Origin of the sequence: Kitasatospora sp. NPDC050543 (genome assembly GCF_044457565.1) — a bacterium.
Taxonomy (GTDB): domain Bacteria; phylum Actinomycetota; class Actinomycetes; order Streptomycetales; family Streptomycetaceae; genus Kitasatospora.
This window is the reverse complement of sequence record NZ_JBITGZ010000009.1, coordinates 247,489-273,864: the sequence shown is the minus strand read 5'-3', so window position 1 is coordinate 273,864 and position 26,376 is coordinate 247,489. Positions and strand designations below refer to the sequence as shown.

Annotated in this window: 23 protein-coding genes; 14 read left to right on the top strand and 9 right to left on the bottom strand. The window is 75.3% G+C overall.

The window, feature by feature from the left end; genetic code table 11:
* Positions 1–137 precede the first annotated feature (137 nt).
* The 4 genes from ACIBH3_RS14785 (at position 138) to ACIBH3_RS14770 (ending at position 3,267) form a co-directional block, all read left to right on the top strand.
* On the top strand, positions 138–1,733 hold the full coding sequence (locus ACIBH3_RS14785) for an FAD-dependent oxidoreductase (protein ID WP_396312328.1): 1,596 nt from the start codon (positions 138–140) through the stop codon (positions 1,731–1,733).
* A 128-nt stretch (positions 1,734–1,861) separates the two neighbouring features.
* On the top strand, positions 1,862–2,095 hold the full coding sequence (locus ACIBH3_RS14780; RefSeq protein ID WP_396312327.1) for a hypothetical protein: 234 nt from the start codon (positions 1,862–1,864) through the stop codon (positions 2,093–2,095).
* A gap of 188 nt (positions 2,096–2,283) precedes the next feature.
* Positions 2,284–2,679 (top strand): hypothetical protein, encoded by a 396-nt coding sequence (locus ACIBH3_RS14775; protein WP_396312326.1) that lies wholly within the window; start codon positions 2,284–2,286, stop codon positions 2,677–2,679.
* Positions 2,680–2,802: 123 nt separating this feature from the next.
* Positions 2,803–3,267, top strand: coding sequence for an SSI family serine proteinase inhibitor (locus ACIBH3_RS14770; RefSeq protein ID WP_396312325.1), 465 nt, complete (start codon positions 2,803–2,805; stop codon positions 3,265–3,267).
* 83 nt (positions 3,268–3,350) lie between these two features.
* Here ACIBH3_RS14770 and ACIBH3_RS14765 read toward each other — a convergent pair whose 3' ends face one another.
* The 4 genes from ACIBH3_RS14765 to ACIBH3_RS14750 all read right to left on the bottom strand — a co-directional run bounded on the left by ACIBH3_RS14765 (position 3,351) and on the right by ACIBH3_RS14750 (position 11,369).
* Positions 3,351–4,142: a metallophosphoesterase gene (locus ACIBH3_RS14765; protein ID WP_396312324.1), complete on the bottom strand. Its 792-nt coding sequence runs from the start codon at positions 4,140–4,142 to the stop codon at positions 3,351–3,353.
* A gap of 50 nt (positions 4,143–4,192) precedes the next feature.
* Complete coding sequence (locus tag ACIBH3_RS14760) at positions 4,193–8,764, bottom strand: hypothetical protein (protein WP_396312323.1); 4,572 nt, start codon at positions 8,762–8,764, stop codon at positions 4,193–4,195.
* Between the two features lie 141 nt (positions 8,765–8,905).
* Complete coding sequence (locus ACIBH3_RS14755) at positions 8,906–9,778, bottom strand: hypothetical protein (RefSeq protein ID WP_396312322.1); 873 nt, start codon at positions 9,776–9,778, stop codon at positions 8,906–8,908.
* A gap of 58 nt (positions 9,779–9,836) precedes the next feature.
* The gene (locus ACIBH3_RS14750; protein ID WP_396312321.1) at positions 9,837–11,369 is read right to left on the bottom strand and encodes a hypothetical protein; all 1,533 of its coding nucleotides are present in this window, start codon (positions 11,367–11,369) and stop codon (positions 9,837–9,839) included.
* Between the two features lie 276 nt (positions 11,370–11,645).
* Between ACIBH3_RS14750 and ACIBH3_RS14745 the strand changes: the two genes are divergently transcribed.
* The 6 genes from ACIBH3_RS14745 (at position 11,646) to ACIBH3_RS14720 (ending at position 16,123) form a co-directional block, all read left to right on the top strand.
* A complete protein-coding gene (locus tag ACIBH3_RS14745) occupies positions 11,646–12,695 on the top strand; it encodes an IPT/TIG domain-containing protein (RefSeq protein ID WP_396312320.1) in 1,050 nt (349 codons plus the stop codon).
* A gap of 258 nt (positions 12,696–12,953) precedes the next feature.
* Complete coding sequence (locus ACIBH3_RS14740) at positions 12,954–13,238, top strand: hypothetical protein (RefSeq protein ID WP_396312319.1); 285 nt, start codon at positions 12,954–12,956, stop codon at positions 13,236–13,238.
* Between the two features lie 5 nt (positions 13,239–13,243).
* Entirely contained in the window at positions 13,244–13,474 is a 231-nt protein-coding gene (locus tag ACIBH3_RS14735) for a hypothetical protein (protein ID WP_396312318.1), read from the top strand.
* Between the two features lie 224 nt (positions 13,475–13,698).
* Complete coding sequence (locus ACIBH3_RS14730; protein WP_396312317.1) at positions 13,699–14,475, top strand: LamB/YcsF family protein; 777 nt, start codon at positions 13,699–13,701, stop codon at positions 14,473–14,475.
* A 176-nt stretch (positions 14,476–14,651) separates the two neighbouring features.
* Positions 14,652–15,263, top strand: coding sequence for a 5-oxoprolinase subunit PxpB (gene pxpB / locus ACIBH3_RS14725; protein ID WP_396312346.1), 612 nt, complete (start codon positions 14,652–14,654; stop codon positions 15,261–15,263).
* Positions 15,260–16,123 (top strand): biotin-dependent carboxyltransferase family protein, encoded by an 864-nt coding sequence (locus ACIBH3_RS14720; protein WP_396312316.1) that lies wholly within the window; start codon positions 15,260–15,262, stop codon positions 16,121–16,123. The genes pxpB and ACIBH3_RS14720 overlap by 4 nt, the downstream gene beginning before the upstream one ends.
* A 103-nt stretch (positions 16,124–16,226) precedes the next feature.
* Here the strand turns inward: ACIBH3_RS14720 and ACIBH3_RS14715 are convergent, their stop codons facing one another.
* Positions 16,227–16,721 (bottom strand): MarR family winged helix-turn-helix transcriptional regulator, encoded by a 495-nt coding sequence (locus tag ACIBH3_RS14715; RefSeq protein WP_396312315.1) that lies wholly within the window; start codon positions 16,719–16,721, stop codon positions 16,227–16,229.
* Between the two features lie 77 nt (positions 16,722–16,798).
* Here ACIBH3_RS14715 and ACIBH3_RS14710 point away from each other — a divergent pair, with 77 nt between their 5' ends.
* Positions 16,799–17,299 carry a cupin domain-containing protein gene (locus ACIBH3_RS14710; RefSeq protein WP_396312314.1) on the top strand — a complete coding sequence of 167 codons (501 nt, stop codon included), beginning with the start codon at positions 16,799–16,801 and terminating at the stop codon, positions 17,297–17,299.
* Between the two features lie 79 nt (positions 17,300–17,378).
* Here ACIBH3_RS14710 and ACIBH3_RS14705 read toward each other — a convergent pair whose 3' ends face one another.
* Positions 17,379–17,873 carry a DUF4396 domain-containing protein gene (locus ACIBH3_RS14705; RefSeq protein WP_396312313.1) on the bottom strand — a complete coding sequence of 165 codons (495 nt, stop codon included), beginning with the start codon at positions 17,871–17,873 and terminating at the stop codon, positions 17,379–17,381.
* A 400-nt stretch (positions 17,874–18,273) separates the two neighbouring features.
* On the opposite strand from ACIBH3_RS14705, the gene ACIBH3_RS14700 reads away from it, so the two are divergent.
* On the top strand, positions 18,274–19,119 hold the full coding sequence (locus ACIBH3_RS14700) for an undecaprenyl-diphosphate phosphatase (protein WP_396312345.1): 846 nt from the start codon (positions 18,274–18,276) through the stop codon (positions 19,117–19,119).
* Positions 19,120–19,230: 111 nt separating this feature from the next.
* On the opposite strand, the gene ACIBH3_RS14695 is transcribed toward ACIBH3_RS14700, so the two are convergent.
* Entirely contained in the window at positions 19,231–20,712 is a 1,482-nt protein-coding gene (locus ACIBH3_RS14695; RefSeq protein ID WP_396312312.1) for a HEAT repeat domain-containing protein, read from the bottom strand.
* A 333-nt stretch (positions 20,713–21,045) separates the two neighbouring features.
* Between ACIBH3_RS14695 and ACIBH3_RS14690 the strand changes: the two genes are divergently transcribed.
* Positions 21,046–21,405: a PAS domain-containing protein gene (locus tag ACIBH3_RS14690; RefSeq protein ID WP_396312311.1), complete on the top strand. Its 360-nt coding sequence runs from the start codon at positions 21,046–21,048 to the stop codon at positions 21,403–21,405.
* A gap of 176 nt (positions 21,406–21,581) precedes the next feature.
* Here the strand turns inward: ACIBH3_RS14690 and ACIBH3_RS14685 are convergent, their stop codons facing one another.
* Positions 21,582–23,063, bottom strand: a complete 1,482-nt coding sequence (locus ACIBH3_RS14685; RefSeq protein ID WP_396312310.1) for a hypothetical protein — start codon at positions 23,061–23,063, stop codon at positions 21,582–21,584.
* A 474-nt stretch (positions 23,064–23,537) separates the two neighbouring features.
* Between ACIBH3_RS14685 and ACIBH3_RS14680 the strand changes: the two genes are divergently transcribed.
* The gene (locus ACIBH3_RS14680) at positions 23,538–24,752 is read left to right on the top strand and encodes a phosphotransferase (RefSeq protein ID WP_396312309.1); all 1,215 of its coding nucleotides are present in this window, start codon (positions 23,538–23,540) and stop codon (positions 24,750–24,752) included.
* A gap of 118 nt (positions 24,753–24,870) precedes the next feature.
* On the opposite strand, the gene ACIBH3_RS14675 is transcribed toward ACIBH3_RS14680, so the two are convergent.
* On the bottom strand, positions 24,871–26,157 hold the full coding sequence (locus ACIBH3_RS14675; RefSeq protein WP_396312308.1) for an acyl-CoA dehydrogenase family protein: 1,287 nt from the start codon (positions 26,155–26,157) through the stop codon (positions 24,871–24,873).
* Positions 26,158–26,376 lie beyond the last annotated feature (219 nt).

The window sequence follows — 26,376 nt, the reverse complement described above, 5'->3', positions numbered from 1 at the left end:
GGGGCCAGCAGCGGCCCCGACCGGCCAGCGCTGTTTCCGGGCCCGGACCAGGGCCCGCCCGGCCCCTGACGGGGCCGTACCGCACAACCCGAGAGGAGACACGGCGCACCGCCCGCACCGGCCGCCGTAAACACACCATGGCAACCATCCCGACCCTGGGCGCCGAGCGCACCGCCGGCCGCACCGCCTCCCGTGCCGAGACCCGCGAGCTGCTGGGCAAGGCCACCTACGACCTGTTGGTGATCGGGGGCGGCATCCTCGGAACGGCCGTCGCCTGGACCGCCTCCCAGGCGGGCCTCAAGGTCGCCATGGTCGACGCGGGCGACTTCGCCGGCGCCACCTCCAGCGCCTCCTCCAAGCTGGTCCACGGCGGGCTGCGCTACCTGCAGACCGGCGCCGTGAAGCTGGTCGCGGAGAACCACAAGGAGCGCCGTGTGCTGGCCACCGACGTGGCCCCGCACCTGGTCAACCCGCTGACCTTCTTCGTCCCGGTCTACAAGGGCGGCCCGCACGGCGCCACCAAGCTCGGCGCCGGTGTCTTCCTCTACTCCGCGCTCTCCGCCTTCCGCGACGGCATGGGCCGGGTCTCCACCGCCGCCCACGCCGCCCAGCAGGTCCCCGCGCTGCGCACCGAGGGCCTGCGCTCGGTCGCCGTCTACGGCGACCACCAGATGAACGACTCCCGGGTCGCCGTGATGACCGTGCGCGCGGCCGTCGACGCCGGCGCCGTGGTGCTCAACCACGCCGAGGTCACCGGCCTGCGCTTCACCGGACGCCGGGTCACCGGTGCCGACCTCAAGGACCGCCTGGACGGCACCGAGTTCGGCGTCAACGCCCGCCTGGTACTCAACGCCACCGGCCCGTGGGTGGACCACCTGCGCCGGATGGAGGACGCCGGCGCGGCGCCCAGCATCCGCCTCTCCAAGGGCGCGCACGTCGTCGTCAAGCGCCGCTCGCCGTGGCGCGCGGCCCTGACCATCCCGATCGACAAGTACCGCGTCTCCTTCGCCATCCCGTGGGAGGACCACGTCCTGCTCGGCACCACGGACGAGGAGTACACCGGCGACCCGCAGGACGTACGCGCCACCGAGGCCGACATCGACCAGATCATGGGCGAGGCCGGCCACGCGATCCGCGACGAGCACCTCGACCGCGACCTGATCACCTACGCCTTCGCCGGCCTGCGGGTGCTGCCCGGCGGCCCCGGCGACACCTCGGCCGCCAAGCGCGAGACCGTCGTCACCGAGGGCCGCGGCGGCATGCTGTCGGTCGCCGGCGGCAAGTGGACCACCTACCGCCACATCGGCCGCACCGTGCTGGAGAAGCTCGCGCACGTGCCCGGCACCAGCCTCGGCGAGGACATGTCGCCGATCGCCGCCACCGTGCCGCTGCCGGGCGTCGGGGCGCCGAACGCCGTCGCGCACCGCCTGCTGATCGACCGTGAGCCGGGCTCCCGGATGGAGCCGCTGGTCGCCAAGCACCTGGCCAGCCACTACGGCACGCTCTCCTTCGAGATCGCCCGCATGATCGCCGAGCACCCCGAGCTGGGCGAGCCGATCCACGCCGACGGCCCGGACGTCTGGGCCCAGGTCGCCTACGCCGCCGACAGCGAGTGGGCGTACACCACGGACGACGTGCTGCGCCGCCGCACCACGATGACCGTGCGCGGCCTGGACACGCCGGAGATCCGCCAGCAGGTCGAGGACTTCCTCGCCGAGCGGGCGAAGAAGTAGCGGTAACAGAGGTAGCAGAAGCGGGCCGCGGTGACGCGGAGCTGACGGCCCGTGGGCTGTCGGGCCGAGGGGCGGGCACCCGGGTGGGGTTGCCCGCCCCTCGGCGTACCCGTGCCCGAGGAGCCCGCGTGCGCTCCGCGGGCATCGGGCGGCGGGCCCGGTGGGCGGGCGATCGCGGCTCGTCCGCCCCCACGCCCCGCCGAGCCCACCGCCCAGGCCGCCTCCCTGCGGAGCCGTACGCGATCCGGCTGCACCGCGAGGTGGCCGAGGCGATCTGCGCGGGCGATTCCGCGCACGCGGAGCTGGCGATGCGCACGATTGTCGTCGGGGCACTGGAGGAGTTGGACCGCCGGCTCGGCTGAGCCGCGCCTCCGTAGCCGACCGGGCGCGCGAGCCGGTGCCCGATTGGGGCAGATCACATGATTTGGCGACAGACCGCAGGTTTTGGACGCATAGGTCTCCGCCGAACGGGCAGGTTGTTGCGTACCGGGCGCACGAGGCACCCGGCGCGCGACCCGACTTCAACCCCGACTGCGCCTGGGGGCCGCCGATGTCCGCCGTACGCCGCCGACTGCCCGACGAGGTGCGGGCCGCCGCGATCCGGGCCTGGATGTGCCTGTCCTGCACCCTGGTCAGCCTGATGCTGGCGACACTGGCGTCCTACGCCGGGAGCTGGCTGCTGACGCCGGCTCTGATGGTGGTGGCACTGGGCGTGTTCGGCACGACCTGGAGCCTGCTGGAGATCATGATCTCCCGCCAGATCGCCGCCCAGCGAAGGCGCGGCCCCAACTCGGCCTCGCCGATGGCCGGGAGCCAGGCCGACGGGAGCCAGGCCGACGGGAGCCAGGCCACCGGCGGCCTGGGCCGGATCGCCCCGCCGCGGGGGCCGCTGCGACCAGGCGGCGAGCGGGCGGCTGCGCGGCCCACCCGGGACCTGTGGGTGTGAGCGCGGACGGCGGCCGGGCGCGGGGGCTGCGGAGTGTGAGCGGCCGTCAGCCTGACGGGCGCCCCGCCCACCATCGGGTGACGGAGACGACGTGGGAGCCGTCGCGCTGATATCTGTTCGGCCGTGATTCCTCTCCGCGTACGGGCCGCCACCGCGGCCGCGCTGCTCTCCGTCCTCGCCTGGCCGACCCCGGCACCGGCGGCCGTCCCCGCCGGCCAGGCCGGGCTGGTGCTCACCATCGAGCAGCAGCCCGGCCCGGCCGAGCGGCTCGGCGCCACACCCGACGACCCCTACGACGGCCCCGGGGGCCGGCACGGGAGCGGCAAGGGGCGGAGCCGGTCCGTCGAGCTGTTCTGCGGACCGGACGGCGGCAGCCACCCCAGGGTCGCGGAGGCCTGCGTCGCGCTCGCCGCCGCGGACGGCGATCCGGCCGGCCTGCCGCCGTCCGACGGCCTCTGCTACCAGTTGCACCGGCCGGTCATGGCGAGCGCGGCGGGCGCGTGGCGCGGCCGGCCGGTGCAGTGGGAGCGGAGGTTCGGCAACGAGTGCGCCCTGGAACTGGCCACCGGACCGGTGTTCGCGTTCTGAGCGCAGCCCGGGCGCACCGACTACCCAGACGCCCGGACGCACCGACTGCCCCGGGCCCCGGGCGACCGCCCGCCCGGCCGCCGTCAGAGTGCGACGCGCAGGTGAGTGGTCAGCCGGCCGTCGTCCTCCAGCAGATGGAACGCGACCATCGGCGGCTGGTCGAAGCTGATGTCCGGCCCGCCCTCGCAGGCCATGGCCACGGTGGACACCACCCCGGGCGCCACCAGCAGCGGCAGACCCGCGAAGGTGGTGGCGGCCGCGGTGTGCGAGTGCCCGCAGAGCAGGCCCGCGACCCGGGGGTGGCGGGCCAGCACCTCGGCGAGGCGCTCCTCGCCGAACTGGCGCATCGGGTCGACGTAGGGCAGGTGCAGCACGACCGGCGGGTGATGGAAGGCCACGAGTGCGGGCACGTCCTGCGGGCCCTCGCCGAGGCTGCGGTCGAGCCAGGCCAGCGTCTGCTCGTCCAGCAGGCCGTCGTCCCGGCCGGGGATGGAGGAGTCGCAGAGCAGCAGCGTGGCGCCGGGCAGCTGGTGCACCCGGTTGACCGGCCCGTCGGCCGGTCCGTCGGCCGGCTCGGCACCGGCCTCGGTGGTCTCCTCGCCGAGCAGGCCCCGCCGGTAGGGGGCGCGCACATCGTGGTTGCCGGGACAGGTCAGCACCGGCAGGTCCGAGGCCAGCACCTTGGCCGCCAGCTCGTACTCGGCGGGCGCGCCGTGGTCGGCGATGTCCCCGGTGACCAGGACGGCGGTCAGCGGCCCGGGCATCCGCCCGAGGTAGGCCATGACCTGCTCGGCCCGGGCCCTGGCGCGGGCGCCGCCGTCCCCCTGGTACTCCTGGCCGAGGTGGATGTCACTGAAGTGAGCGATCGTCAGCATGCGCCCTACGCTAGGCCAGTGGCCGCGCCAGGTCACCGGCGGGTGGCGGATCAGGACGTGGGGGCCTCCGCCGGGCGCTTGAACATCCGGGTGGCGGTGATCTCGCCGTGGATGGCCGGGCCGTCCGGGTCCTGCGGGGCGGGCAGGCCCGGGCGCAGGTGCTCCTCCACCGAGATGTACTTCAGCCCCGCCCGCAGGTCCGCGTCGTTGCGCAGCCGGATGACCAGCGGGAACTCGGCGAGGGCGGTGGTGTCGAAGAGGCCGGTGGTGTAGATCAGCTGGACGCCGAGCGCGTCGGCGACGGCCCGCTGGAGCTCCAGCAGGTAGGTGGCGTTGGCCCGGCCGATCGGGTTGTCGAGGAACAGCGTGCCGGCGTGCCGCAACTGGGACTGGCCACGGTCGTTGGCGCGCAGCGCGGCCATCGTGCAGTAGAGCGCGATGGCGGCGGTGAGCAGCTGGCCGCCGGAGAAGACGTCGGACATCTGGCCGACGCTGACCCGCTCGGCGCGCAGCACCGCGTCGGGCTTGAGGATCTCGACGCTGACGCCGCGCGGGCCGATGGCGGCGGCGACGCCGCGCAGCAGCAGGGACATGCCGTCGCGGCGCAGGTCGGAGTTCTTGCGGACGGCGGCGCGGGTGGCCTCGTCGATGACCTCGCCGAGCCGCTCGACCAGCAGGGTCTGGTCCGGGTCGTCGAAGCGGATGCGCAGGAACTCCTGGCCGGACCACTCCCCCAGCCCCTCGGGCAGCCGGGAGAGGCGCTGGGCGGCGCGCAGGGTGGCGAGGGAGGTCTCGACGAGTCCGCGCAGCCGGTCGATGATGCTGCCGCGGTTGCGTTCCAGCTGCTCCAGCTCGTCGGAGAGCACCCGCAGGCGCGGTGCGAAGGCGATGGCCCAGGCGGCGGCGTGGTCGGGCAGGGCGGCGGCGGGCAGCTCGCGGATCTGCTGGCGGGCGGGGGTGCGGACGGCCTCGTAGCGGGCCGCGTTGGCGTGCCGGATCAGCGCGTCGGCGGCGTCCCGGACGGCGAGTTCGGCGCCGGAGAGCTCGGCGGCGGCGGTGCGCAGGGTGCGGCGGGTCTCGGCGGCGCCGGCGCGGGCCTCGGCGAGGCTGCCGAGGTAGGGCTCGACGGGCTGCTCGGGCTCGTCCTGGTGTTCGCGCAGGCCGTCGCGGAGCTGGCCGGCACTCTCCTCGAAGTCGGCGGCGGCGCTCTGGGCGGCCTCGAAGGTGCGCTGGAGGTCGGCGTACTCGGTGCGGGCCGTCTCCAGGCGCTCGCGGCGTTCGGCGAGGCGGGTGGTGGCGGTGCGCAGCAGGGCCTGGGCGTGCTCGGGGTCGGTGGGGACGAGGTCCTCGGGCAGGTCGGTGTGCGCCTCGCCGGTGGCGGGGGCGGAGCGTTCGGCTTCGCCGCGCAGCCGGCCGAGCTGTTCGCTGGCGGCGGCGGAGCGGGCCTCGATGGTGGCGACGAGCTCCTCGGCGCGGGTGGCGGCGGCCTGGCGGGCGGGGCCGTCGGCGCCGTCGGGGCTGGCGAGCAGCTCCTCGGCGCGGGTGCGGACCTTGTTGGTGAGGCGGTCGAGTTCGGTGGCTGCGGCGGCCTCGTCGCCCTCGGCGCGGGCCTGTTCGGCGCGCAGGTCGGCGCCGACGCCGACCTTCTCGTAGAGCTGGGAGGCGGCGCGGTAGGCCTCGCGCAGGGCGGGCAGCGAGCTGGGGGTCTGCTCGCCGGGGTCGGTGAGGTCGGTGACGGACAGTTCGGCGCGTTCGGCGCGCAGGGTGCGGACGGTGCGGCGGGCGTCGTCGGCGGCGCGCTGGGCGGCGCGGCGGTCCTCGTCGCAGGTGCGAGCGCGTTCGGCGCAGACGGCCTGGCGGCGCTCGCACTCGGTGGCGTCCTCGGCGAGTTCGCGCAGGGACCTGGTCCAGTTGGCGCGTTCGCGCAGCCGGAACGCGAGGCCGGCGAGGGCGTCGGCGCGGCGGCGGGTGTGCTGGGCGGCCTCGCGGCGCTCCTCGTGCGCGGACGCGGCGGCGGCGTGGTCGCTCTCGGCCTCGGCGTGCTCGGCGCGCAGGGTGGTGAGTTCGGCGGCGGCCTGCTCGGCGTGCTCGCGGGCGGCCTCGGCGGCGGCGGCGAGTTCGGCGAGCGTGCCGGGCGGGCACTGGGCGTGCCAGGAGGCGAGGCGGGCGGCCAGGGCGCGGTCGCCGCCGAGGCGGGCGGCGAGTTCGCGGATGTGCTCCTCACGGGCGGCGGCGCGGGTGCGCAGTTCGCGGCGTTCGTCGTCGGCGGCGCTCTCGTCGTGCATGGCCGGGTTCGGCGGCACGAGGAAGAAGGCCGGCTGGCCGGTGATCGGGGCGATCAGGGCGGCGGCGGTGCCGACGGCGACGGTGGAGCGCGGCAGCAGGGCGGCGGCCTGGAGGGCCTCGCGGGCGCGGTCGAGCGAGCCTGGGTCGGTGACGACGACACCGTCGACCAGTTCGGGGCGGGCGGCGAGGATGGCGTCGTGGTCGGCGGGGTCGACGGACTGGGCGAGGTAGCGCCAGCCGGGCAGGGCGGGGATGCCGTGCTCGCCGAGGTACTCGACGGTGGCGAGGACGTCCGGGCCGGGGGGCAGCAGTCCGCCGTCGCCGAGGGCGGCGAGGATGCGGGAGTCGTCGGCGGCGGCCGTTCGCAGGTCGAAGAGGGTGCGTTCGGCGGTGGCGACGGACTGGTCGAGCAGCTCGCGCAGGGTCTCGGCGCTGCGGTCCAGTACGGCGGGGGTGAGGAAGCCGGCGGCTTCGTCGGCGCCCTCGGTGTACGGGGTGAGGGAGAGCAGTTCGGCGAGCCTGGGTTCGGCGGCGAGCAGGGCGGCGGTGCGCTGTTCGGCGGCGAGGGCGGCGCCCGCGCCCTTCCGGGCGTCGCTGGCGCGGGCGGCGGCGAGTTCGGCCCTGGCCTGGAGGGCGGCGGCCTGCCGGACTCGGGCGGCGGACTGCTCGGCGGCGGCGCGGGCCTGGTCGAGGGCAGCGGTGGCGGCCTTCTCGGCGTCGGCGGCGTTCAGGGCGGCGCGGGCCGGGTCGCCTGCCGTGCCGTCCGCCTCGTCGCCGCCGTCGATCCAGCCGGAGGCGACGGCGGCCTGGGTCTCCTGCTCGACCTCGGCGAGGCGCTGGCGCAGGTGGTCGGCCTCGCTGCGGGCCTTCTGGGCGGCGGTGGCGGCCTCGGTGGCGTCGGACTGGGCCTTGGCGCCGTCCGACTGGAGCTCGCCGGCGCGCAGTTCCTCCTGGTCGGCGCGGGTCTCGGCGGCGGTGGCGGCGCTCTCCAGGGCGCGGGCGAGCGCGCCGGCGGCCTTGGCGCGGGCGGCGAGCGCCGGGGCGGCGTCGAGTTCGGCCTCGCGGATGGCGGCGGCGACCCGGGCGACCCGGTCGGCGGCGGCGCGGTGGCGCAGGACGGCCTCGGCGGCCTGCCAGGCGGAGTGCAGGGTGCGGGCCTCGATCAGCTCGCGGCGCAGGGCGGCGGCCTCGGTGGTGGCGGCGGCGAGGCCCAGGGTGGCGTGGCGGTGGGTGAGTTCGGCGGTGATCAGGGAGTGCCGGGTGCGGTCGCTCTCGGCGGCGGTGACCGCGCTCGCGGCGGCGGCGACCTCGATGGCGAGGTCCTGGGCGCGGTCGCGTTCGGCGGCGGCGCGGGAGGTCAGGGCGTGGGCGAGGCGGCGGGTGCGGCGCTCGGCGGTGCGGTGCGTCTCGCGGACGGACTCGCGGGCGGTGGTGGCGTCGACGATGCGCTGGAGCAGGTCGAGGGAGCCGGCGGTGAAGTCGCGTTCGGCGGTGAGTTCGGCGCGGCGGCCGAGCTTGGCGGCGAAGCCGTGGACGAGGTCCGCGAGGCCGTCGGTGTCCCGGGTGTCGGTGACGGCGCGCAGCAGCAGGTCGGTGAAGTCGGAGTCGTGCTTGACCGCGAAGAGGCCGGCGGCCTCACCCTCGTCGGCGTTCATCTCGCGCTGGTAGCGGAAGAGCTCGGGGTCCAGCCCGAGCTCGCCGAGGTGCTCGTTCCAGCGGTCGTGGATGTCCTCGAAGGTCAGGCCCAGGTGCGGGTGGGCCTTGGCGGCCTCGGTGAGGGCGTCGCGGAAGCCCTTCATGGTGCGGCGCCGGCCGCGGGCGCGCTGGTCGCCGGCCAGGCTGACGCGCTCGGCGACGGGCAGCGAGTCGAGGGTCAGGCCGGGGCCGGGGCGGAAGGAGTACCAGGTCTCGGCGAACTTACGGGGGTCGGAGGAGACCTGGCGGCCGCGCCACTCGCTGACCTTGCCGACCACGATCAGCTCGCCGGTGAGGGTGTGCTGCCACTCCAGGGCGACGTGGCCGCAGTCGTCGGCGAGCAGGAACTTGCGCAGCACTCCGGAGCTGGCGCCGCCGAGGGTGTTGCGGTGGCCGGGGAGCATCACCGAGAAGATCAGCTTGAGCAGGACGGACTTGCCGCCGCCGTTCTCCAGGAAGAGCACACCGGCGGGGGCGGGCCGGCGGGGCGGGCCGTCCGGCTCCTCACCGAACAGGCCGGGCTGCTGGGGCGCCGGGTCGGGCACCGGCTCGCCGACGCCGCGCAGGTCGAGCACCGTGTCGGCGTAGCGGGCGCCGGCCGGTCCGATGGAGTACAGGCGGACCCGGTTGAGCTCGTACATGTGCGGCGGTTCTCCAGTAGCAGGCGGGGCGTTGGCGCGAAGTGGCGGGCGGCGACGGCGGACGGCGGGTGACGGCGGACGGGCCGGTGGCGCAGGCGGCCGGCCGGGCCGGGCGGTGGGGCGCTCTCGCCGGCGGCCCGGTCAGAGCGAGTGGAAGGGCAGGCCGGCGTCGGCGACCAGCTCCTCGCTCCGGTCGGCGGGCAGCAGGGTCGCGGTGCCGTCGCTGACCGCGACGATGCCGAGGTCGAGCAGCTCGGCCATGGCGGCGCTGCTCGCGAGGTCGCGGACCTGGAGCTGGTAGCGGGCGGTGGTGCGGTAGGTGCCGCCGGCGTCGTCCGAGGTCTTCTGCAGGAAGCCGGAGTCGACCAGGAAGAGGACGGCCTTGCCGACGATGCCGATGGTGGAGCCGGACAGCCGGCGGGCGTCCTTGGTGGCGCCGGTGGCGGTGCGCCGGGCCCAGACCCGCCAGGCGGCCTCCAGCCCGGGTGCGTCGCTGTGCGGGTCGGTGTTGGTGCCCTCGGCGTCGGCCTGCTCCTCCAGCCGGCGGCAGGCCTGGCGGACGAAGGAGTCGATGCCGTTGACGGTGATCCGGCCGAGGTAGCCGTCGTCGGCGAGGTCCTCGGGGCGGGGGAAGGCCATCGCGGCGACGGCCAGGTGGGCGAGGCCGTGCAGGAAGCGGTCGGTGGTCTCGGTGGCGGCGCGGCGGGCGTAGTCGCCCATCCGGACGGCGAACACGGAGTCCTCGGCGGCGGCGACGGCCATCCCCGCGCGCGGGGAGACCTCCAGGACGACCAGGCCCATGCCGGTGGCGACGGCGTCGGCGAGCCGGGCGAAGGCCTGGTCCTCGCGGTGGCGGCGGACCAGCTCCGCGTACTCGACGTCGCGCGCCGGCAGCAGCTTGGCCTGGAGACCGAAGGAGACCAGGCGGGCGGCGTCGGCGACGTCGGCCGGGGTGATCGCGGCGGGGGCGGGTTCGCTCTCGGCGGCCCAGGACAGGTCGTGGTGGGTCGTCACGGGCGGTGCTCCTCGGGGTGGTTCTGCGACCGGCGGTCCGTCAACTGCTCGCGCTGCATCAGCTCGCGTCCTTCCGGTCGGCGGCCATGCCGGCCGCGTCCAGCAGGGCGCTGCCGACGATGAGGTCGGCGCCGCCGAACTCGGCGTCCCGCAGCTGGGTGCCGTCGTCGACGGCGAAGAGCAGGCGCTCCTCACCCTGCCGGTAGGCGGTGCCGACCGGCGGGCTGGCCGCGTGCACGGCCAGCAGGGCGACCAGGTACGGGAGGTCCGGGTCCTGGCGGCGGGCCTCGGCGAGCAGGCCGGACAGCCGCCGGGGCGCGTCGGCGGGCAGGTCGAGCAGCTCCAGGGCGGCCTCCAGCTGCGTCTCGGAGAAGCGGCTGTCGTCCGGGGTGGCGACCAGGTCGGGGTCGGGCAGCTCGGCGCCGAGGTGCTCACGCTCGACCGGCGGGGTGAGCAGCAGGTCGACCAGGTCGGTGACGCGTACGGAGGTGGGCGTGCGCAGGCCGGTGCCGCGGGCGAAGAAGGCGTCGGTGGGGCGGGTGGCCTGCTCGACCGGCAGCCGGAGCAGGGGGGCGAGCAGCTGGCCGTAGAGGTCGATGCCGGTGCGCAGGCCCGGGGTGGCGAAGGCCTGCCGGTCCTGCTCGGCGCGGAACAGCGGGCCGGCCTCCAGCAGGCGGGTCTGCAGCTGGGTGTGGCGGCGGATGCAGTCCTTGACGATGTCGACGAGCTCGGCGGCGCGGCGCTTGTGCTCCTGGTCCTCGGCCTCGTCGCGGGCGCGGCGGATGTTGGTGAGGATCGCGTTCTCGTGCCGGTACCGGTCGGCGATGTGGTCGAGCGCCTCGTCGATCAGGTCGGGGATGGTCTGCATCCAGTCGACGGCGCGTACGTTACGCCGGGTGGCGTCCAGAGCGCGGCGCAGCGTCTCGGCGTACTGGACGGTGCGGTAGCGGGCCTGCTCGGCGGCGAGCTGGGCGTCGGCCAGGCGGCCGCGCCGGATCAGCACCTCCAGCTTGACCTCGGCGGCGATCTGGGCGGAGGTGACGTCCGTGTCCAGCGCCCCGACCAGGACGTTGACCGCCTCGTCGGTGGTGCGCAGGTAGACGCCGCCGTCGGGGCCGGGCACCTCCTCGATCAGCTTGAAGTCGTAGTCGCGGCGGACGTACTCGCCGTCGGCGCCGAAGGTGCCGTAGACGGCGCGGAAGCCGCGGTCGACGCTGCCGACGTTGATCAGCGACTCGAGCACCCAGCGGGCGACGCGCTCGTGCTCGACGCCGGGCCTGGCCGGGCTCTGGGCGGCGACCCTGGGCAGCAGGCGGGCGAGCACCAGGTCGCGGTCGGCGCCGGTGTCGAAGTCCATGTGGAGGGTGACGAGGTCGATCGCGGCCAGGCCGACCTCGGCCATGGCGTAGCCGCCGTACTCGCCGGCCAGGTTGACCTTGCGGCTGTCGAGGTCGTGCAGCGGGGCGGTGCAGGCCAGCGCCTTGAGCCGGCGGGCGAGGCCCTCGTCGGCGGCGGGGCCGGGCGCGGGCCGGGCGGCCCCGGCGGGCGGCCGGGGCCCGTGCTCGGTGGGCTGGTCAGCGATGACGGTCACGGTGGACAAGATTAGGGGTTCGCACCGACAAGGACCGAAACGGGCCTTCTGGGCGAACTGCGGACGGCGGCGGGCGGGGGCCGCGGGCGGGGCGGCGCGGGGTGGGCGAAGGGGTCGCAGGCGGGGTGCCGGACGGGCCGGGGGAAGGGCCGAGGGAAGGGCCGAGGGAAGGGCCGAGGGAGGTTGTCGGCGGGCGCCGGATACTGACCGGGGAACTCGAACTCTCTTGCGGCAAACCTCGTACGGCGGGCGGAGCCGTCCGCGATGATGACGATTATGATCATCAGACTCGCAAAGGCGGGACTCGCCGCCGCCCTCGCCGCAGCCACGCTCGGCACCGGCGCCGTCGCGTCCACCGGCTCGGCCTCGGCCGCCCCGGCCACCGCCGCCGTGACGGGCCCTGACGTCGCCGTTTCGCAGAGCGGCAACTACCCGATCTTCGCGCACGACAACACCGACATGAGCGTGTACTGGCGCTCGGCCGGCACGGCGGACATCACCGGTGTGACGCACCTGACGGTCGAGCTGCCGCCCGGCGTGACCACCGACGGCGCCTCCTTCTTCCCGACCCCGGCCGACTACACCTTCTCGGAGACGGTCTCCCCGGACGGGCGCCGACTCGACGCCACCTTCATCGGCACCCGGACGCCCGGACGCAGCGAGTTCATGAAGGTCTACCTCCACACCAACGGCACCACCCGCCCCACCGGAACGATCAAGGTGACGGCGGCCAACCGCGACGACGTCAACCCGGCGAACAACGTCGCCCTGTACACGCTGGGCACCGGGCCGCAGCCGCCGGTGATCCCGGCCGCGCCGAGCGTGAGCGCGACCGACGTCAGCACCGGGCCGGGCGCCGGCGGCACGTCCGTGACCCTGACCGGCAGCAGCCTCGACAACGGCACGGTGCTGTTCGGCGACACCCCGGCCGCCGCGAGCTGCGCCGGCACCTCCTGCACCGCGACCGCGCCGGGCGGCGCCGGCAGCGTCCCGGTCACCGTGGTCACGCCGGGCGGCGCCGCCAACGCGCCGGGCGCGTTCTCCTACACCGGCGCACCGCCGGCGCCGCCGGCCGCCCCGGTCGTCAGCAAGCTGTGGACCACGAGCGGCCCGGCCGCCGGCGGCACCGCGGTGACCGTCCAGGGCGCGGCGCTGACCCATGGCAGCGTGGCCTTCGGCGGTGTGCCGGCGGCGCACGTCTCCTGCGGCCCGACCTTCTGCACCGCCACCGCCCCGGCGGGCACCGGCGTCGTCGACGTCACCGTGACGACGGCGGGCGGCACCAGCGCGACCGCCGCCGCGGACCGGTACACCTACACCGCCTGACGTACCGCGGCGCGCGGCACGCGCCGCCGTCCGCCATGCCACCCCGCCGCATGCGGCACGCGGCAACGCCACCCGCGCCGTGCCCGGTCGGCCTCGCGCCGACCGGACACCGGTGCGGGTGGCGTCCTGCGTTCCGACCGCGCGACCGGCCCCGGTCCGCCGCCAGGGCCAAAATTGAACACGTTCAGTTCGACCTCTAGAGTCTTGCCCAGCAGGTGGGAGACCTCTTCACCCGCCCTGCCGTCTGGGGGTTCCACCATGAGCGGTTCGCACATCCCGGCCGAGGACGGCGCGCTGCGCACGGTCCGCCGCTGGCTCTGGATCTTCGTGGTCTGCCTGGTGCTCAGCGGCCTCACCGCGTTCCCGCTGGAGCGCGAGACCAGGTGGCTGACGGACTTCGCCGCCGGCCCGGGCGCCCCGCTGACCGACCGCTTCCCCGCCCTGCTGGAGTGGATCGAGCGCGTCCGCGACGCGATCGCCGAGACCAACGCACGCCACCCCTCGCCTACGGAACCGACTGGCTGGCCTTCGCGCACCTGGTGATCGCGGTGGCGTTCTGGGGACCGATCCAGGATCCGGTGCGCAACGTCTGGGTGATCAGGTGGGCCGTCATCGCCTGCGCCGGGATCATCCCGCTGGCACTGATCTGCGGCCCGCTGCGCGGCATACCGCTGTACTGGCGATTCATCGACATGTCGTTCGGGGTGATCGGGGTGATCCCACTGCTGATCGTGCTGCGCGGGATCCGGGCGATCGAGATGCGGGCCGCCGCGGCCTGACCGCCCACCGGGCGCCCTCCCGGGCCACGGTCGGGCCCGCAAAGCCCCGACTGGGCCCGCCGCCCGCCCGCCGCCTGCCCGGCTGGGCCAACCGGGGGAGCGCGTTCACGGGCGCGCGCACTGGGGGCCAGGGCGGCGTCGGGTCACGCGCACCGCACGTCACGCGCAGGCCCTACGATCACCCTCAAGAGCTGCTGCATGAGCTGCTGGGAGGCGGGCCGGGCGTGGCCGACGCGGTGATCGATCTCAATGCGGACCTCGGTGAGGGGTTCGGGCGCTGGACGCTGACCGATGACGAGGCCCTGCTCTCCGTGGTGACCAGCGCCAACGTCGCCTGCGGCTTCCACGCCGGCGACCCGTCGACGATGCGCCGGGTCTGCGCGCTCGCCGCCGAGCGGGGCGTACGGATCGGCGCCCAGGTCTCCTACCGCGACCTGGCCGGCTTCGGGCGCCGCGCGATGGACGTCCCGCCGGAGGAGCTGGCGGACGAGATCGCCTACCAGATCGGCGCGCTCCAGGTGTTCGCACGCGCGGCCGGCTCCCGGGTCTCCTACGTCAAACCGCACGGCGCGCTCTACAACCGGGTGGTCGCCGACTCCGAGCAGGCCGAGGCCGTGGTCGCGGGCGTGCTGCGCGCCGGGGCCATCTGCGACGGGCCGCTGCCCGTGCTCGGGCTGCCCGGCTCGCGGCTGCTCACGGTCGCCGACGGGGTCGGACTGCCGGTCGTCACCGAGGCCTTCGCCGACCGCGCGTACACCTGGGCGGGCACGCTCGTCCCTCGGCGCGACCCGGACGCCGTGGTGCACGACCCGGAGAAGGTGATCGCCCGTGCGGTGGGCATCGCGCGGGACGGGCTGGTGACGGCGATCGGCGGGGAGCCGGTGACGGTCGAGGCCCGCTCGCTCTGCGTCCACGGGGACACCCCGGGCGCGGCCCAGCTGGCCTGGCGGGTCCGTGGCGCGCTGGCCTCGGCCGGCGTTCGGGTGGAGGCCTTCACCTGAGCGCCGACCGGGCGCCCGACGACCACGGACCGGAAGGCCAAGGGCCGGAGGAATCCCCATCGGCCGACCGCACACCGGCCGGGAAGCGGCAGCGTGAAACGGGTCGGGGGCCGGAGCGGGAACCGGGGTCGGGGTCGGGCCCGGAGCTCACGGTCCGCCGGGTCGGCGGCCACGCGCTGCTCGCCGAGGCGGCCGGCCCCGCCGAGGTCGGCGCCCTCTACACGTGGCTGACCGCCCGCCGCACGGACGGCGGACTGCCCGAGCTCACCGAGATCGTCCCCGCCGCGCGGACGGTCCTGGTCGACGGCCTGCCGGACGAGGCCGCGCTCCGCACCCTCGCCTCGCTGCTCGCCGGCTGGGAGCCGACCGCGGGCGCCCGGCCCGAGGGTCCGCTGCTGGAGGTCCCGACGGTGTACGACGGCGCCGACCTGGCGGAGGTCGCGCAGCTGTGGGGCGTTTCCGCCGAGGCCGCCGTCCGTATCCACACCGAGCCCGAGTACCGCGTCGCCTTCTGCGGGTTCGCCCCGGGCTTCGGCTACCTGACCGGCCTTCCGGAGCGCTACGAGGTACCCAGGCGGGCCACCCCGCGCAGCTCCGTCCCGGCCGGGTCGGTGGCGCTGGCCGGCCCCTACACCGGGGTGTACCCGCGGTCCTCCCCCGGCGGCTGGCAGCTGCTCGGCCGCACCGCCCTCGCGCTCTGGGATCCCGGCCGGGAGCCGGCCGCCCTGCTCGCCCCCGGGGTGCGGGTCAGATTCACCGCCGTACGCGACGCCGAGGAGCGCCGATGAGCGGGCTGGAGGTGGTCCGGCCGGGCCCGCTGACCACCGTTCAGGACCTCGGCCGGCGCGGCGTCGCACACCTGGGCGTGCCCCGCGCGGGAGCCCTGGACGAACCGGCGCTGCGCGTGGCCAACCGGCTGGTCGGCAACCCCCCGGGCGCCGCGGCGCTGGAGACCACGGTCGGCGGCGTCGCGCTGCGGGCGCTCGCCCCCGCCGTGGTCGCGGTGACCGGCGCGCCGGCACCCGTCCGGGTGGCCGGGCGGGCCGCCGCGTGGGGCGCGCCGGTGGCGGTGCCGGCCGGCGCGGTGATCGAGGTCGGGGCCGCCACCCACGGCGTCCGCAGCTATCTGGCCGTCGCGGGCGGGATCGCCGTATCGCCGGTGCTGGGCAGCCGCTCGGCCGACGTCCTGTCGGGGCTCGGGCCGGCGCCACTGGCGGCGGGTGACGTGCTGCCGGTCGGGGCGCAGCCCGGCCCGTACCGCGCCGCCGACCTGGTGCCGCAGCCCGCTCCCCCGGCCGAGCTGGTCCTGCGGCTGCGGCTCGGGCCCCGGGCGGACTGGTTCGAGCCGGACGCGGTGGCCTGGCTGGCCCGCGACACCTATCGGGTGGCGCCGGCCAGCAACCGGGTGGGCCTGCGGACGGTGGGGCCGGCCGTCACCCGGGCCCGGCCCGGCGAACTGCCCAGCGAGGGCATGGTGCTCGGGGCCGTCCAGATCCCGCCGGACGGCCAGCCGGTGGTCTTCCTCGCCGACCACCCCACCACCGGTGGCTACCCGGTCGTCGGTGTCGTCCCGCAGCCGGACCTCGCCGCAGCGGCGCAGGCCCGGCCGGGCATCCCGGTGCGGTTCCTGCTGCTGCCCGCGCGGTGACGGCCGTCCGGGTCGCCCGCGGGCTCGGTCGGCGAGGACGGTGGCGACGGCCCGGGCCTGCGCCGCATCGGGGCGGGCCGGGACGGCACGGGACGGATCCGGGTCAGTGACCGTCGGCCTCCATCGCCCCGAGGAGCTTGCGCAGGATCGCGTCGAGCGCGGCGCGCTCGGCATCGGTGATCGGGGCGAGCAGCCGGGCCTCGTTGGCGGCGTGGTCGGCCATGGCGACATCGACCGCCGCCCTGCCGCTCTCGGTGAGTGCGATCCGGAAGCTGCGCCGGTCCTCCGGGTCGAGGCGCCGCTCGACCAGACCGGCCGCCTCCAGCCGGTCCAGCCGACTGGTCATACCGGCCCTGGACATCATCATCGTCGCGGCGAGCACGGACGGGATCAGCACGAACGGCGGCCCGGACCGGCGCAGCGCGGCCAGGACGTCGAACTCCCCACGCTGGAGCCCGTGCTGCTTGAACACGTCGTCGACGGCGCGACCCGCGAGCATCGCGAAGCGCCCGAGCCGACCGGCGGTACCGACCGCCGAGAGATCCAGGTCCGGCCGCTCGCGCCGCCACTGCTCCACAATCACGTCCACTTCATCCATGCCCGGAATTCTATTCGATGGGAGATAGTTAGACGCAGTACTATCAGCCGAAGACCGAGAACCCGGGGAGGGAACCCATGTCGCTGTTCGCACACCAGGCCGTCGTGGTACGCCGCGAGGAGGCCGAGACGCTCGGCCTGGGCGGCAACACCGCACACCTGCTGGCCGACTCCAGCAGCACCGCCGGCGCGCTGAGCACCCTGCGGATATCGCTGGCGCGCGGCGCGGACGGGGCGGTCCCGCACTACCACGCCGGCTCGTCCGAGCTGTTCTTCGTGCTCGACGGCCGGCTCCAGGTGCTGGCGGGCGAGGAGGTGGTCACGGCGAACGCGGGCGACCTGCTCGTGGTGCCCCCGACCATGCCGCACGCCTTCGCCGCGCCCGCGCGGTCCGGCGCGGACCTGCTCATCGTGATCACGCCGGGGGTCGAGCGCTTCGAGTACTTCCGTCTGCTGGAGCGGATCGGCCGGGGCGAGGCGACGACCGAGGAGCTGATGGCCGGCCAGGAGCGCTACGACACCCACATGCTGGACGCCCCGCTCTGGCGCGAGGCCCGCGCGACCCGGCGGGAGGCGTAGGGGCGCCCGGCCCACCGCCGACCGGTCGGCCGGAACCGACCGGCCGGCGGTGGCGGCACGGGTACGAGCGTGCGGCGCCTCAGTGGTGGTGGGCATGGACGACCGCGTGGCCCCGGCCGCGGCCGATCATCCACCGGTTGACCGGGACGGTCAGGGCGAAGGCCAGCGCGAGTGATCCGGCCAGCGAGGCCCAGAACAGCGCGCTGTCCAGGCCCGCGTCCATCGCACCGGGAACGGTGACCATCACGGTGTTGTCGATCAGCTCCATCACCAGGATCGACACGGTGTCGGCGGCGAGCGCGATCCGGACGGCCCGGCCCAGGTCGAGGCCGGCCCGCAGCACGCCGCGCATGGTCAGCGCATAGCCGAAGACGAAGGCCAACAGGACGGACAGCGCCACGGTCGCACCGTTGTGCAGGCCGAACGCCATACCGAGGATCATGCCCAGCACCTCGCCGACGGCACAGCCGGTGAGGCAGTGCAGGGTGGCCTGCGCGGCGGTCCGCCAGCCGGCGTGCTGGTGCCCGGGCCGCGGGTGACCAGCGTGCTGGTGCCGGTGCGCGGGGTGCGTCATCTCGTCCTCCAACTGAGCCGTCGCGAGGTGCCGTGAATTGCCATGAGCTGCCATGAAGCGCTGTGAACCGCCGCAAAGACGCCCCGAACCCGCTCCCGATCACCACCGATGCGAAGCGTCGCCGACACTGCGGTGAAGTACGGGTGAACCAGAACTGAAGCGCCGTTCTCGTTGATCCGTTCATCACAACGCTATACCCATAGGGGGTATTCCAGCCATGGGTCTCAGCGCCGGGGGCAAGGGAATCCGCGCCATCCGCACCCCGTAGCATCGTGCCGCGCCGGGGCCCGCGCGGCCGGTGGCCGGGGGGCGGAACCGGTCTTCCGCACGCCTCCAGCACCGACGAACAGGACCCGCTGATGCGCATCGACCGACGGATACCCGGGGCGGGTGTCCGGTGATCGAATGGTTCCACGGAGCCGTCCTCGGCCTCATCCAGGGGCTCACCGAGTTCCTGCCGATCTCCTCCAGCGCCCACCTGCGGGTGTTCTCCGCCCTGCTCGGGTGGGACGACCCGGGCGCCGCCTTCACCGCCGTCACGCAACTGGGCACCGAGTCCGCCGTCCTGATCTACTTCCGCCGCGACATCTGGGCGATCGTGAAGACCTGGACGCTCTCCCTCTTCCGCCCGGCGCTCCGCTCCGAGCAGGACGCGCGGATGGGCTGGTTCGTCATCATCGGCACCCTGCCGATCGCCCTCCTGGGCGCCGTGTTCCAGCACACCATCGAGAGCTCGCTGCGCGACCTGCGGGTGATCGGCACCACGCTCATCGTCTTCGGCCTGATCCTCGCCGTCGCGGACCGGAGCCGGGCCGTCCGGTACGCCCGGCCGATCAGCGACCTGACCCTGCCGCACGCGATCGGGTACGGGCTGGCGCAGTCGCTCGCCCTGATCCCGGGCGTCTCCCGCTCCGGCGGCACGATCAGCGCCGGCCTGCTGCTCGGCTACAGCCGGGAGGCGGCCGCCCGGTACTCGTTCCTGCTCGCCATTCCGGCCGTGCTGGCCTCGGGCACGCTCGAACTCTTCAAGATCGGTGAGGGCCCGGCGCCCGCCTGGGGTCCGACCATCCTGGCGACCCTGATCGCCTTCGTGGTCGGCTACGCGGCGATCGCCTGGTTCCTGAAGTACATCTCGACGCACAGCTTCACGCCGTTCGTGGTGTACCGGGTGCTGCTCGGGGTCCTGATCATCACCCTGGTCACCCTCGGGATCCTGGAACCCGACGCCGGCGTCCCCGCAGGCTGATGACGCGCCGCCGACGCCGCCGCTGACGGCACGATGCCCGGGATCCCCGCGCGGGGTGTCCCGGGCATCGTGCCGTCACCGGCGGGCCCAGGGCCCCGGCGGGGCGGACACCTAGCGGCTGCGCTCGCGCGAGGTCAGACGCCCGCGTACGGCGGCGTGGACCTCGGCCTCCTCGGCCGGGTCGGCGGCGAGGCGGCGCAGGCGCTCCAGCACGCGGGCGTCGCCGGTGGTGGCGACATGCCGGGCGGCGAGCTCACGGGTGCTCTCCTCGCAGTCCCAGAGGCACTCGACGGCGGGCCCCTCCGGGAAGTGCACATCGGTGGTGGCGAGCGCCTGCGCAGCGCGCCCGCGCAGCTGCGAGGACGCGGCCTCGCCGTAGATGTGGCGCAGAACGGGGACGGCTCCGGCGGCGGCCAGCCGCCCCGCGCCGTCGACCAGGGTGCCGAGCCCGGCGCCGGAGACTCCGCGCACCGACACCCAGCGGCGCAATCCGGCCACCACCAGCGGCGCGTCGCAGGGCTCACCCGCGTCCGCGAGCAGTTGGACGGCGGCCTCGCCGAGGGCGCTGTCGGCGCCACCGGTGGCAGGGTCGGCCCAGCGGCGGGCGTGGGCCAGTGCCTGCGGTCCGCGCATCCGGCCGAGCACCTCCAGGGCCGCGCGCACGATCCGGACGTCCACGTCGGCCGCGGCGGCCTCGATCAGGGCGGCGGCCTCCTCGTCCTGCTGGTCGACCAGGTACCGCAGGGCGGCCCGGCGGGCGCCGGGCAGGCCGCGGTGGGCGGCGTCCAGGACGGTCGCCCGGTCCTCGGGCCGGACGACGGCGGCCAGGCAGCGCGCCGCCGCGGCGGCCCGGCGGGCAACCGCGTCCGGCCCGTCGGGATCGGAGTCGTCCGCCCCGGTGTCGCCGGGCCGGCCGGGTACGTTCTCGCCGGCCTCGTCGGCCCAGGCGAGCACGTCGGCGGCGCTCCAGCCCGGGGTGACGCCGCTGCGGTTCAGCTGGCGCTGCCAGAGGTCGAAGGGCGACTGCTCGCTCGCGGTGGCCACTCTCGGGTGGTGCGCGGCCCACAGCCGCCAGGGCCGGGGCTCGTACGCACCGCGCACGGCGGCGCGCAGCTCGGCGTCGCCCTCCGGGCCTGGTGGGAAGCGGTCGAGGACGGCGGGGCCCAGGACCAGCAGGCCCTGGTCGTCGTCGCGCATCGCCAGCTCGTCCAGTGCCCAGGACCAGTTGGTGCCGGTGGCGGCGTACTCGCGCAGCAGCAGCAGGGCGTCGCGGCGCCCGTACGCGGCGAGGTGGCCGAGGACCGAGAGGGCGAGGCCGGTGCGGCCCTCGTCACCGTCGAGCAGGTCCTCGGGGTCGTGCAGGTGGTCCTCGATGCCGTCGAGCGGCGCTTCGAGCTCCATGTAGAGGCGTGCGTAGTAGAGGGAGCGGTTCTCGACCTGCCAGTCGGACCTCGGGTCGCTGGTGACGCACTCCTCAAGGGCGGCGATGGCCTCGGCGCGGTCGGCGGCCAGCGCATGGAGCTGCCCGTCACCGCGGCCTCGCTGGAGGAGGCCGAGGAGGCTGGCACTTGGCGCTATCACTGGCTCGAACATGAGGTCAGCATCCGTTGCGGCGGTCGTAGTGGCAACGGGATTTCCGTCGCCGGGGTGTCTTCGGTCCGTACTGCGTGGGCGCCCGGGCGCCGGAATCACCGAAGGTTACCGCCTGAGCGGCCCCTGCGCACACAGGGCGAACCGGGCGCGGCCCCGGGGCTGCGGCGTTGTCCACCGCTCGGCCCCGGGGGCCCGCCGTCCGGCTGCCCGGGGCAGGTCCGGCATATGCCGGAGGAACATGGTCGGGAGATTTGTCCAATTCCCTCACAGGTTCGGTACCGGTGTGCGACAGTCGTCTCACAGGCTGAACACGACCACCCGTGGGGTCACCGGATGATCACCCCCTCCCCGACCGTCCTTCCGGCGGGCACGACGGCAGGCGCCGGCGTCGCCGAGTGGGACCTGCTCACCGACACCGTCCACTGGTCTCCCGAGACCTACCTGCTGCTCGGCCGCGACCCGCGGCTGGGGCCGCTCACGCTGGACCGGCTCCCCGCCCGGCTGCCCGCGCGGGACCGGGCGACGCTGCGGCGGATGATGACGGACGCCCTGGTGCACGGGCGCACGCCGAGCGGCACCGTCCAGGTCCGCCACCCCGATGGCGGGCTGCGCGCCGTGCGCTGTGTGTCGGGACCCGTCCTCGACCAGGACGGCAGGGTCATCGCGCTGCGAATGCTGCTCAGCGCCGGCTGACCGGCCCGGCCGGAGCCCCTACGGGGCAGCGCGAAAGCAGCCCAGGCCGAGAGCACGGCGCAGCCCGAAAGCACGGCGCAGCCCGGACAGCAGCCGGTGAGGGCGGCATCAGGCCCAGATCAGGCCCCCGTTCCAGGCCTCGCTCGGGCCTCGCTCAAGCCTTGCTCGGGTGTCGCTCAGGCCTGGCGCGGCCGCTGCTTCGCGTCCACCAGGAGCAGCTCCCGCCGCAGTTCGTCGCGCAGCTCGTCGACCACGGGCATGCCCTGGTAGCGCGCGGTGAGGCGGTACATCTCGCGCAACCGGTCCCAGGTGCGGTGCGAGGAGGTCTGGCCGATCGCGGCCATCGCCAGCTTCGCCTGGACCTGCGCCTCGTCGAGCTCGCCGGAGAGCCAGTACACCGAGGCGAGGGTGATCCGGTCGAGCAGCGCCGAGCGCTCGCGCCCGGTCTGCGCCCGGAGCGCGATCGCGAGCTTGGCGTGGCGGGCCGCCAACGGACCGGCGCTCGGGTCGTGCTCGGCCAGCGTCCGGTAGACCAGCGCCTGCATCCCGTGCAGCTCGGCCTCGTTGAACAGCTGCATCCAGGACGGCGAAGGCTCGCCGTTGTCCTGGACGAACAGCTCCTCGGCCTCGCCGAGCACCCGTCTGGTCGCCTGCGCGCGGCCCAGCGAGGCCTGCGCCCAGGCCTCGACGGTGTGCAGCATGGCTCTGGTCCTGGGCAGCGCCTCGGTACCGCCGCTGGCCTTGGCCGCCTCCATGAGATCCAGGGCGTCGTCGGCCCGGCCCAGGTGCAGCATCTGCCGGGCGGCCCGGGAGATCGCCTCGCCGGCCCTGGGGCGGTCGTCCGCCTCCTTGGCCGCCTGAGCAGCGATCATGAAGTACTTCTGCGCCGTCGGCTCCAGGCCCACGTCGTGCGACATCCAGCCGGCCAGCACCGCGAGGTTGGCGGCGACCGTCCACAGCCGGCGGTCCACCGCAGGGGCGTGGCGGTGCGTCAGCAGGCCGCCGACCTCGTTCAACTGGCCGACCACGGCCTTGCGCTGGAGTCCGCCCCCGCGCGAGGCGTCCCAGGCCCGGAACACCTCCACCGAGCGCTCCAGGGCCTCCACCTCCTCGAACCCGACCGGGCCCGAGTCGTACACGTCCACCACCGGCCGGGCGCCGCCCTGGGTGATCACCTGCCGGGGGCCGGGCCGGGTGGCCGCGTACGCCACCGCCTCGCCACCGAGCCAGCCCTGAAGGGAGTCGGCGATCGCCGCTCCGGCCGTGAGCGCGGCTCCCGCGCCCACCAATCCACGTCGGTTGAGCATGAGGTCCATTCCCGTGAACTCGGTGAGGACCGCAGCCGTTCGATCCGGCTCCCAGGGCACCGCGGACTGCGCCGTTCCGGACCTGGTGGGCCGGTGTCGTTCCAGACCGAGGTCCTCAGTGGTGACGACACGGCCGAGCCGCTCCGTGAACACGGCCGCCAGCACCCGTGGCACCGGATCGCGGGGGATCTCCCCCTGCTCGATCCAGCGGCGCACCCGCGAGGTGTCGGTGGACAGCTGCTGCTGCCCCATCGCCGCACCCCGGCGGTTGACCAGCCGCGCGAGCTCACCCTTGGACCATCCGGTCAGGGCGAACAGGTCGGCCAGTCTGGCGTTGGGTTCCTTGCTCACGTGAAGCCCCCAGGTTCCTCGGCTGGTTCGACAGTAATGCGCTGTCATGTGCCAAGCGAGCATTCGCCATGCTTCGCCAGGGTCCGCCAGCTGGTGTGCCAGTCGCACTCCGGTGTGATGTAGAGGTGCGCCACCTCGCCCCTTGGGTCCGGGAGGCGCCCAGGACGGACCGGTGCACGTCACCGGGCCCGTCAGGGGCGCTTCCCGGACCTCACCCGAGGGGGTGGCGCGGTCGGGTGGCGCGGCTGCGCCGGGCACGGCCGACGGCAGTCGGACCGCCGCATTCCCCAGGGTGCGGACGGCTCCCCGGTGGCCGTTCGCGAGAGCACCGCTCTCCGTCCGTGCCCGGCGCCCACGCTCCACCCGCCCGCACCGAGCGGGGCAGGAGATGCGCCAGGAAGCCGCATCGCCCGCCCTCCCCCGCACCAGCGGGGGCAAGCCCGCCGACGGCAAGGAAGGGATCACCCACCCCCTATGTATTCCTCAGCGACCTCCCCCACCCCGACCGTCACTCGCACCGCGCTGCGTCCCCCCACCGCAGCCGGCAGCCGTCCCGGCCCGAAGCCCGCGCCACAGGGCCGGCCGGCCCCTCCGCGCGGCACCGACAGCCGGTCCACGGACGCGCGGGGCCAGGCCGGCCGCACGGCGCTGGGACTGCGCACCCCCGATCCCGCCCTCAACGGCGGTGCCCCGCACCGGGGGCCCGTCGCCCGGCCGGGCGTCGACCACCGGATGCTGCGCGGCCGGTCCGCCCAGCCCGCCGTCACCGAGCGGATCGACCCGGCCGCCCTCCAGACCCCGGCCGTGCGGGCCGCGCTCGGCAACATCTCGCGGATATGTCCCGCCTTCACCCCGCGCCAGGTGCTGCGCGAGGGCGGCCGCCACATCCTGGTGGCCGGAACCATCGGACGCACCCCCGTCGTCGCCAAGTGCCTCGCCCCGCAGGCGGTTCGCGGCGAGCAGTTCGACCAGCTGGTGGCCGACTTCCACCACGAGGTGGCGGTCTACCGGGCGTTCGTCCGGCACCGCCCGCCGGTGCGGCTGCCCCGGCTGGTGGCGGCCGACCACGACCGCTGCGTGCTGGTGATGGAGCGCATTCCGGGCCGGCCCGCCGCCCGCGAGCGCCACCCCGTCAACGCGCCCACGCCGGGCGAGGTACGGGCACTGCTCGCCGCCGTCCGCACCCTCAACCTGTGGCGGCCGCCCACGGACGTCTTCCACGCCCCGCTGGACTACCAGCTGGAGATCGCCCGGTTCCACTCGGTGGGCCAGCTGACCGACCGGGACGCCGGCGACCTGCGCGGGCTGATGCACGGCCTCGCGCACGCCCCGCTCCAGCTCTGTCACGGCGACGCGCTGCTCAGCAACATGCTGCTCGCGCCGTCCGGCCCGGTACTGGTCGACTGGGAGCAGGCCGGCTGGTACCTGCCCGGCTACGACCTGGCGATGCTCTGGGGCGTGCTGTCCGGGGACACCGCGGCCCGCCGCCAGATCAGCCAACTCGCCCAGTCCGGGGGCACGCTGGCCCGGGACGCGTTCCTGGTCAACCTGGTTCTGGTGCTGATGCGGGAGATCCGGCTGTACGACGTCCCCGGGGCGGGCGAGGAACAGCGCATCATGATCCGCCGTCTGTACGACGACGCCGCGCTCGCCCGCCGGGCCGTCCGCGCCGCCGTCGGCACCCGCTGAACGGAGGCGGGCCCGCCGCGGGACAGCGGCACCGAGCAGCGCAGAGAGGTACGACCACAAGAGGGACAGGTACGAGCAGGACGACGTGGGGCCGATGCCGTCGGCCGCCGAACGCCCGTCAGACGCCGCGCGGCGCCGACCGGTCGAGGGCGGCCCGGCCGGCCGCGTCGAGTACGGCCTCGTCGGCGGCGAAGTGCACCTGGCCGCTGAGCACATCACGCAGATAGCGTTCCAGGGGATGCCGCCGGCTCAGGCCGGGATTGCCGGTGAGCGAGACCGCCTGCTGGACGGCCGACACGGCGGCGCGGGTGGCGAGCAGCCGGCCGGGGCCGGTACGGGCCACGGCCTTCGGGTCGGCGCGGTCGACCCGGGGCGCCAGGCCGTCGATCAGCTCCTCGGCCCCGATCAGCAGGGCCTCGATCTCGCCCAGTGCGCCGCGGTAGCGGGGCAGCGCGGCGAGCGGTTCGGTGAGGTTGGCCGGGGTGCGCTGGTTGAGGAAGCGCACCAGCCAGTCCTGGGCCGCCCGGGCGACGCCGAGGTAGATGCTGGAGAGCGCCAGGTCGTGCCAGGCCTGGGCGAGTTCGGCTTCGGGCACGGCGCCCGAGGCACGGGTGGCGCCCGTGGCCGGAGTGTCGTCCGTGGCGGGAGTGTCGTCCGGTCGGACGGCCGGGCCGGGGGTCAGGGCGAGGGCGAGACCGGCCGGCACCCGGACCGCGTCCAGAACGACGTCGTGGCTGGCGCTGGCGCGCAGGCCGAGTTGGTCCCAGGTGGGGTCGATCTCGATGCCCGCGCTGTCCCCGCGTACCAGGAAGCTGCCGACCCGCGGCACCGGTTCGTCGGTGCGGGCCGTGACGGCCATCCAGGCCAGGGCCTCGGCTCCGGCACAGTACGTCTTTCGGCCACTCAGCAGCCAGTCGTCGCCGTCCCGTCGGGCGATGGTCGCCGGGAGCGGGCCGGGCCGGCCGGGCTCCATCCGGAGGGCACTGACGAGAGCGGGCCCGCGTCGGGATTCGGCCAGCAGGCGGCGGTATCCGGCCGTCGGCCAGACGGATGTCCGTGCCTGTTCGGCGTGCTGAAGGAGTGTGAAGGCGGTGACCACCGCCACCGAGGCGTCACCGCGTCCGAGTTGGGCGAGCACCCGGACGACGTCGGCCAGCGCGCCGCCGGGGCCGCCGTAGCGCTGATCCACCGTCAGGGTGAGCAGTCCGGCCTCGTGCACGGCTTCGATACCCTGGTAGGGGAAGGTCGCGTCGCGGTCGTGCTCCTCGGCCCGGGCGGCCAGCAGGTCGACGACCCTGGGCAGCCGGGCGAGCGCCTCGGCGACCGGCGTGGGGTCGGTCGGCCCGGCCTTGGTCGGCCCGGGTCCGGCCGGGTCGGCGGGCGACTGGTCTGCGCTGGTGCTCATGGTGCTGGTGCCTCCGGGCGGGCAGCGTGGGGCTCGGCAACTGCGGACGGCACGCCGGACGCGCGTGCGGTGATCCGGACACGACGGGCCCCGGACGTCGCCACCGCGAACGGCGGGCCCCGGATCAGGGCCGACTGGTCGGCCGGCCGCACACCGCCACGGCGGGACGAAGCCCTCTCACCTGCCCGGACACGCCTCGCCGGCGGTACGCCGCGGGCC